Here is an 8,226-nt window from a genome sequence, read left to right as displayed (position 1 = left end):
AAATACAAAATATTCTGGAGGTAAATCATGAGGGAATTTAAAGATAAGATAGCCGTAGTTACGGGAGCTGCCAGTGGGATTGGCCGCGCTATTGCGGACCGATGTGTAAATGAGGGCATGAAAGTCGTCCTCGCGGATATTGAGGAAGAGGCCCTTCTAAGGGCAGAAAAACAATTGAAAGACATGGGTGCAGAAACGTTATCCGTGGTGACGGATATTTCCAAAGAAGCTGATATACGTGCATTAGCGCAAAAAACGGTTCAGACATTTGGAGCTGTGCATCTTTTGTTCAACAATGCAGGAGTGGACGCCGGTACGGGCTGCTTATTGTGGGAAAATACGGTGGCGGATTGGCAGTGGGTAATAAACGTAAACATATGGGGGATTCTCTTTGCAACTGAAATTTTTGTTCCTATTATGCTGAAACAGAAAACCGCATGTCATATTGTGAATACAGCTTCCATCGCCGGGCTATTGTCCGGCCCTGGTAATGGCATATATAGCGCGTCAAAACATGCCGTTTTAAGCTTGTCTGAAACGCTACACCAAGAACTCAGATTGATAGGTTCCAATGTAGGGGTTTCAGTTGTCTGCCCCGGGTTCGTACGCACCCAAATTATGGATGCTGAACGGAACCGACCGACGGAGCTGAGTAAGCAGACCGGACTAGGAAATCTTCCCCCGGAAAGACAAGTCATTAATCAATTGGCCCGCAAGGCTGTCCAGAATGGAATACTTCCAGAGGATGTAGCAAATCAGATGTTTGAGGGAATCAAAAAAGGGCAGCTATATATCATAACAGAGCCGAAATTCAAACCTGCAATAAGACAACATATGGAGAATGTCCTTAACGAAAGCAATCCCACACCTTCCCAAATGCAATTAGTTCGCAATTTACTGTGAAATATTTGTTTTAAATCGTTTTAATGGGATTTTATCAATGAGTATGTTGTGGAGGTTAGAATGGACAGATCTGTGATTTTTATGTTTTCAGGCCAAGGCTCACAATACTACGGCATGGGAAGAGAATTATTTAAGTTAAATCCAGTTTTCCGAAAATGGATGACCAAGCTGGATGAGATTCATACGGATATTACAGGCAGGTCCGTATTAAAAATGCTGTACGACGACAACCGTGGGAGAGGAGACGTGTTTGATAGCCTGTTATATACTCACCCTGCAATTTTCATGGTGGAGTATGCCCTCACACAGGTATTACTGGAAAAGGGGATTTATCCTGATTATGTTTTGGGTTCCAGCCTCGGTGAGTTTGCATCTGTTGCTGCGGCTGGTTGTATGAGTTATGAAGATACTCTTCAATGCCTTGTCAAGCAAGCAGAAATGGTAGAAACCTACTGTCCAAAGGGTGGCATGCTGGCCGTAATTGGCGACCTCAGTCTGTATGACCAAATATCCGTATTGAATGCCAACTCAGAGTTAGCATCAATCAACTATGACTCGCATTTTGTCATTTCTGGCAGCTGTGAGGAACTGGAAGAAATTGAACGCTACTTGATAGCAAATGAGGTTATATGTCAAAGATTACCGGTCCAGTTTGCTTTTCACTCTTCCTTAATGGACCCTATAGCCTTGGAATATACAGCGTATTTAAAGCTTAAAACCCTAAGGAATCCGACTATAAATATGGTTTCATCTATGTACGGAGGAAAGGCGGCATCCCTTGACAACCGTTTTCTTTGGGATGTTGCTAGAAAACCTATCCGTTTTCGGAACGCTTTAAAATGTCTGGGAGACGGGGACGAGGTTATCTATATTGACCTTGGCCCCTCTGGCACTCTTGCTAATTTTGTGAAGTACAATTTTGGTAGCAAGAAAATGGCAAGTATTTGTTCTATTCTTTCACCTTTTCAAAACGATATGAAAAATTTGGATCGTCTATTTGAAATATTCAACTAATATGCATTCACTAGCAAAAAGGAGGACACAAATGATCGCATATCTGTTCCCTGGACAAGGGGCTCAAGCCAAAGGCATGGGAGTAGGGCTGTTTGACGAATTTCAGGAATTGGTTGCAAAAGCAGATGCTATTCTTGGTTATTCTATTAAGAAACTGTGTCTTGAAGATCCTGCCAATCAACTAGGACAAACGGATTTTACCCAACCGGCGCTATTTGTCGTAAACGCTTTGAGTTATCTAAATAAATTAAAAGAGACTGGAAGAAAACCCGATTATGTTGCAGGACATAGCCTGGGTGAATACAATGCCTTATTTGCCGCAGAGGCATTTGACTTTGAAACTGGCTTGAAGCTGGTTAAAAAAAGAGGAGAACTGATGGTCAAGGCTACCGGTGGTGGTATGGCAGCGGTCATAGGCTTGAACGAGGAAGTATTTAGAGAAGTTATCGGGAAAAATAATTTAAGGGAGATTGATGTTGCCAATTTTAATTCGCCCAGCCAGATTGTCATCTCAGGACCGAAGGACATGATTGAGCAGGCGCAGCCAATTTTTGAGGATGCAGGAGCCACAAACTATGTGATTTTAAATGTAAGCGGAGCATTTCACTCCAGGTATTTGGAAGATGCCAGACAGAGATTTGAGGCCTATGCGTCACAGTTCGAATTCTCAAAATTGAAAATACCGGTCATTTCAAATATCTATGCCAGACCCTACAGGCAGCAAGATGTAAGGAGTACGCTGATCAACCAGATCGTAAGTCCAGTCAAGTGGTCGGAAAGTATAAGATATCTAATGGGTAAAAATGTAACCCAGTTCATACAGGTTGGGCCTGGAAAAGTCATAACAGGGTTGGTTAACGCAATACAACGAGAAGCAGAACCGCTGATTGTGAGGGAGGATGAGGAACGTAGCGAGCAGGCACAGGAAGTAAAGTCGAAGAATGGTATAGCCGGCCAACGATTTACGGCGGAGTCTCTTGGTCATGGCGAATTCAAACAATATTATGGACTTAAATACGCGTATCTTATGGGTTCGATGTATAAGGGGATATCTTCAAAAGAAATGGTCGTAAAGGCTGGTAAGGCAGGAATGATGGGATTCTTTGGGGCAGGGGGAGTCAAGATTGAGGCCCTTGAAGAAGCTATAAAGTATATTCAGAAAGAATTGAACCAAGGCGAAGCCTATGGAATGAATCTTATTCATGTTCCCGATCACCTGGAAATAGAAAATAACATCGTTGATTTGTACATAAAATACGGTGTTAGAACTATTGAAGCCTCTGCGTTCATGAGTATAACGCCTTCTTTGGTAAGGTACAGATTGAAGGGGTTGAAACGAAATGAAAAGGGGATCGTAACACCGCAGAACAGGATTATAGCGAAAGTATCAAGACCCGAGGTTGTGGAGGCATTCTTAAGTCCTGCGCCTCAGAATATCGTAAATAAACTGCTCGAGGAAAATAGGATAAGCCGGGATGAGGCACGGATGGCGATGGAAATTCCTATGGTAGACGATCTGTGCGTCGAGGCTGATTCAGGCGGGCATACTGATCATGCGGTTGCATATGTACTGGTTCCGTTAATGCTTAAAATGAGGGATGAAGCGTTACTTAAGTATCAATACAATAAAAGTATAAGGGTAGGGGCAGCCGGAGGGATAGGGACTCCACAAGCAGCTGCGGCAGCGTTTATACTGGGTGCGGATTTTATCATGACAGGCTCAATCAACCAATGTACGGTTGAAGCAGGGACAAGTGATGATGTAAAGGATTTGCTCCAGCAGTTAAATATACAGGATACAGACTACGCTCCCGCAGGGGATATGTTTGAAATGGGAGCGAAAATTCAGGTTATGAAAAAAGGAGTTTTTTTCCCGGCTAGGGCAAATAAATTATATGATCTTTACCGTAATTATAACTCCATAGATGAAATTGATAGCGGAACCAAAAAATATATCGAAGAAAAGTATTTTAAGAAGAGTATTGAACAAGTATATGAAGATATTAAAGCTTATTACCCGGCTGAGATCATTGAAAAAGCTGAAAGAATTCCTAAACGTAAGATGGCGTTGATATTTAGATGGTACTTTACTTATTCTACACGACTTGCAATGAATGGAGACAAACACAGTAAGGTTGATTATCAAGTACACTGCGGACCAGCCCTCGGCGCTTTTAACCAATGGGTCAAGGGAACAATCTTTGAGAATTGGAAGAACAGGCATGTTGATGAAATAGGACAAAAAATAATGGTTGAAACTGCGGAATACCTGAATGAAAGGTATAAAGCTTTAACGATAATGTGAGTATAGGTGTGGAGAAAAATAGTAATCATTAAAGATGATAGGGATAAAAGAAAGTGGGGTTTTTCATGCATAGTTATAGGACTCATAACTGTGGAGAATTGGATCAAAAACATGTCGGTGAAGTAGTGAGAATTGCAGGATGGATAAAAAATATGCGTGACCATGGCGGGGTTATTTTTATTGACCTTAGGGATCATTATGGAGTAACGCAGATTGTTGTTTCTGATAATAACGAATTGAAAGATTTTGTATCAAAGATCACCAGAGAGTCAACTATTTCTGTTACAGGTACTGTATGTAACAGATCTGAAAATACGGTTAGTCCCACTATGAAAACCGGGCATATTGAGTTAGCTGCTAATGAGATAAAAGTTTTAGGGAAGGTAGTGAATCCATTACCTTTTGAAGTATCTTTAGCAAATGAAGCTCGGGAGGATTTAAGATTAAAGTATCGTTTCTTGGATCTACGAAATGAAAAAATACACAATAATATTATACTTCGTTCTAAAGTAATTCAAAGTATCAGAAGAAAGATGATCGATTTGAATTTTTTAGAGATCCAGACACCTATCCTGACAAGTTCATCTCCAGAAGGCGCCAGAGACTATTTAGTTCCTAGTAGAGTGCATCCAGGCCAATTTTATGCTTTGCCTCAAGCACCTCAACAATTTAAACAATTGTTAATGGTTTCGGGCTTTGATAAATATTTTCAAATTGCTCCTTGCTTTAGAGATGAGGATGCAAGAGCAGACAGATCACCCGGCGAGTTTTATCAGCTGGATTTGGAAATGGCTTTTGCAACACAGGAAGATGTCTTTAATGTAGTTGAAAATATGTTATATGAAGTTTTCTCTGAATTTACAAATTTTAAAATTTCAAAGCCTTTTAGCAGGATTCCATATCAAGAAGCCATGCTCAAATACGGGAGCGATAAACCTGATTTAAGAAATCCATTAATTATCCATGATGTGACAGAGCTGTTTACAGAGACTGATTTTAAAGTATTTAAAAATAAAACGATAAGAGTTATTGCTGTTCCTGATTGTGGAACACAGCCAAGAAGCTTTTATGATGATATAGTAAACTTTGCTGTTGAGGCTGGAGCGAAAGGCCTCTCATGGATTAAGTTCAATGATGATATGTCTCTTAGTGGCTCTATTGCAAAATTCATCTCTGAAGAGGTGAAAAACGAATTAATACATGTTACGCAAGCTAGTTCAGGATATGCACTGTTTTTTGCTGCTGACCAACTTAAAAATGTCGAAAAAATAGCCGGTGCTGTCAGAAATCAATTAGGAAAAAGACTGGATTTGCTGGAAAAGGATATATATAAATTTTGCTGGATAGTTGATTTTCCTATGTTTGAATTGGATCCTGATACTCATAAAATTGGGTTTAGCCATAATCCTTTTTCAATGCCACAAGGTGGTATGGATGCGCTGCTGAATATGAATCCTCTTGATATCCTTGCGTACCAATATGATATTGTATGTAATGGGATTGAACTGTCCTCGGGTGCTGTCCGTAACCATGATACGGAGATTATGGTAAAGGCCTTTGAGATTGCAGGTTATACATATGGAGATATCAAGAGTAAATTTCCTGCACTCTTTAATGCTTTTCAATTTGGGCCGCCGCCTCATGCAGGTATAGCACCTGGAATTGATAGGATTGTTATGATCATTGCAAATGAATCGAATATCCGAGAGGTTATTGCTTTTCCAATGAATAGCAAAGCGCAGGATCTATTAATGGGAGCACCTTCGGAGGTTACTGAGAAACAATTGAGTGATGTTCATATAAAATTGGTAAATACTCAGCCAGAAACAGAATAAACAGATTCAATCACATACTGAAAGCAAAGGCTGAATTCGGCACGTATTTGAATCTCATTGAGTGTGTTAAAAACTCTCCCTGCTAGATGCAGAGGAGAGTTTTTTTATTTAGCTCAGATTGGGTTTGTTCACGATGACAATTTTCATCGGTATACTGGATGGTATGGCAGGCTTATCGAGTAGATCTATGCCAAAAAGTAGAAATTATAGGAATACAGGAAAATCGAAATAGCTAGAAACGAAAGAATCAGCGTTGCGTTGTATACCTTTCTTAACAATGGAGTTTTGGTAACATTGCATCTTCTCACAGCAAGATAGGCAGCCGGTACAAAGGCAAGCCCAAGTACCCAGAAAAAGATAATATTCAAATTGAAATTGGACATAGGCTGAAAGGGGTCGCCTATCAATTGGATGCTGGAAGCAATGAGATTGACGATCACAAGCAGACCCAGCAATGGTATTACGGTTACACTGTCAGGCAAGGGAAACCGCGAAGTACTCTTTTGCTTTCTTGCGTCCTTGAGCTTCCGCAGCCATCCAATAATACCGAAAATAGACCCAAACGCAAACCCAATACCGCATCCTCCGACCAGAATATAACTGAAAATGGATGTTTGTAGGAAGGATATCGGCAATTGGTCATCGATGACTCCATATGACAACTGCGTCACTTTGCCATCGGCATTGGTTAAGAAAAAAAGACGACTGATGTTTAAGCCTGCGTAATCATAAGGAGTGCTCCCGGGAGTCACGCGTTCAAAAAAATAGGGTTTGGTTTCTACATAATCAACATGAATATTCATGGATGGAATACTCAGAGTGATTCCGCCATTGCCGTTGGCTGTGACCACTTCTTCTGCATTGGATAATACGGGGATAAGCTTCAATATACCAGATGATACTGCGCGAGCAGAACGGTATTTCCCCGCCACATCCGCGCTATGTTTCAACGTACTGTCCGCTTGCGGAGTAGCGTGGGAACCCCCGACAAACAGGTCAATGAGTTCGCTTCTCGCCCCGGACATTTCATTTTCCACATTGGTCAGGATGCTGATCCCAAAGTTTTGATCCGGCACGATAGAGACCAGAGAGGAGAATGAATCTGTATTTCCACCGTGCTCGATAACACGGTAATCCCCCGCGAACCGTTCCCAAAAGCCATGGGCATTCCCCGGAAGCTCAGGATAGTGGGTATATGAAGCCTCATGCATTTCTCGCAGGGTTTCATTCTTATTGAACAGCGAATATTTTAAGGAATGGTCCATGTTCAGATGAGCAAGCATAAAATGAGCCATGTCCTCCGAAGTAATGTTTAACGCACCAGCCGGCACATCATTAAAGAAAACATTCGGCTTTGCAACCCAGTCTCCATCCTTCTTGGAGTAGCCTGTTGCTTTATGTTCGATAACCTCTGGGATAAGATCGTACCGTTGTGTAAAGTAAGAATGTTTCATGTCTAGAGGCTCAAATATATGTTTCTGAATATAGGTTTCAAAAGGCATTCCGGATACACGTTCTATAATATAACCGGCCAGGTTGGTCCCATAGTTGGAATAAGCAATCACTGTTCCAGGCTCATAAATCTGTTCAGGCTGATTTCCGGGTGCGATATGCTCCTTGAGAGGCCTAAGATCAGCAGGATCATGAACCAAAAGTTTTTCCAGGCGCTCCTCAAAACCTGCCGTGTGGCTCATCAGTGATTTCAGGGTAATAGGCTTATCAAAAGAAGGCTTGAGAAAGCCGTCAGGCAAGTATGTGCGGATGTCCGTATTCAAATCCAGCTTTCCTTGCTCAACCAGTTGCATTACTGCCGTCCAGGTGAACAATTTCGATACGGAACCAGCCTCCATATAGGTTGTTTCCGTACTCATGGGTGTTTGTTTCTCAATGTTTGAGTATCCGTAACCTTTTGAAAAAACAATTTTCCCGTCCTTTACTATGGAAACGGCAGCACCAGGAATCGCTGTTCCTATATATTTCTTCATAATTTGATCTGTTCTGTTTTCGATTTCGGAAATTGGAATTCCAGAGGGAGTGGTTGGAACGGACCCAGAAGCATACGCCTGGACCGGGATAAATGCCATCAATGCCAACAGGAACAAAGAGGCAAATCGTTTTTTCAATTTCATATCAAGTCTCCTTTGCTGCGCTTGAATCTTTAAGGGCAGT

At 41.5% G+C, this 8,226-nt stretch carries 5 protein-coding genes; 4 read left to right on the top strand and 1 reads right to left on the bottom strand.

Annotation, left to right across the window (positions count from 1 at the left end):
• Positions 1–27 precede the first annotated feature (27 nt).
• The 4 genes from KAI37_RS16625 (at position 28) to aspS (ending at position 6,057) form a co-directional block, all read left to right on the top strand.
• Positions 28–903, top strand: a complete 876-nt coding sequence (locus KAI37_RS16625) for an SDR family NAD(P)-dependent oxidoreductase (RefSeq protein ID WP_025718361.1) — start codon at positions 28–30, stop codon at positions 901–903.
• 60 nt (positions 904–963) lie between these two features.
• Positions 964–1,917, top strand: coding sequence for an acyltransferase domain-containing protein (locus tag KAI37_RS16620; RefSeq protein ID WP_220029847.1), 954 nt, complete (start codon positions 964–966; stop codon positions 1,915–1,917).
• A 31-nt stretch (positions 1,918–1,948) separates the two neighbouring features.
• The gene (gene fabD, locus KAI37_RS16615) at positions 1,949–4,222 is read left to right on the top strand and encodes an ACP S-malonyltransferase (RefSeq protein WP_071641644.1); all 2,274 of its coding nucleotides are present in this window, start codon (positions 1,949–1,951) and stop codon (positions 4,220–4,222) included.
• A gap of 65 nt (positions 4,223–4,287) precedes the next feature.
• A complete protein-coding gene (gene aspS / locus KAI37_RS16610; protein ID WP_220029846.1) occupies positions 4,288–6,057 on the top strand; it encodes an aspartate--tRNA ligase in 1,770 nt (589 codons plus the stop codon).
• Between the two features lie 185 nt (positions 6,058–6,242).
• Here the strand turns inward: aspS and KAI37_RS16605 are convergent, their stop codons facing one another.
• Positions 6,243–8,186 (bottom strand): serine hydrolase domain-containing protein, encoded by a 1,944-nt coding sequence (locus KAI37_RS16605; RefSeq protein ID WP_220029845.1) that lies wholly within the window; start codon positions 8,184–8,186, stop codon positions 6,243–6,245.
• Positions 8,187–8,226: the final 40 nt, after the last annotated feature.

Source organism: Paenibacillus sp. S25 (genome assembly GCF_019454085.1).
Taxonomy (GTDB): Bacteria; Bacillota; Bacilli; order Paenibacillales; family Paenibacillaceae; genus Paenibacillus; species Paenibacillus polymyxa_B.
The sequence above is the reverse complement of the archived record's forward strand: the minus strand, read 5'-3'. Positions and strand labels throughout refer to the sequence as shown.

Coding starts and splice junctions, on each gene's coding strand:
- KAI37_RS16625 (WP_025718361.1), top strand. CDS start 28: ATGAGGGAATTTAAAGATAAGATAGCCGTAGTTACGGGAGCTGCCAGT.
- aspS (WP_220029846.1), top strand. CDS start 4,288: ATGCATAGTTATAGGACTCATAACTGTGGAGAATTGGATCAAAAACAT.
- KAI37_RS16605 (WP_220029845.1), bottom strand. CDS start 8,186: ATGAAATTGAAAAAACGATTTGCCTCTTTGTTCCTGTTGGCATTGATG.
- KAI37_RS16620 (WP_220029847.1), top strand. CDS start 964: ATGGACAGATCTGTGATTTTTATGTTTTCAGGCCAAGGCTCACAATAC.
- fabD (WP_071641644.1), top strand. CDS start 1,949: ATGATCGCATATCTGTTCCCTGGACAAGGGGCTCAAGCCAAAGGCATG.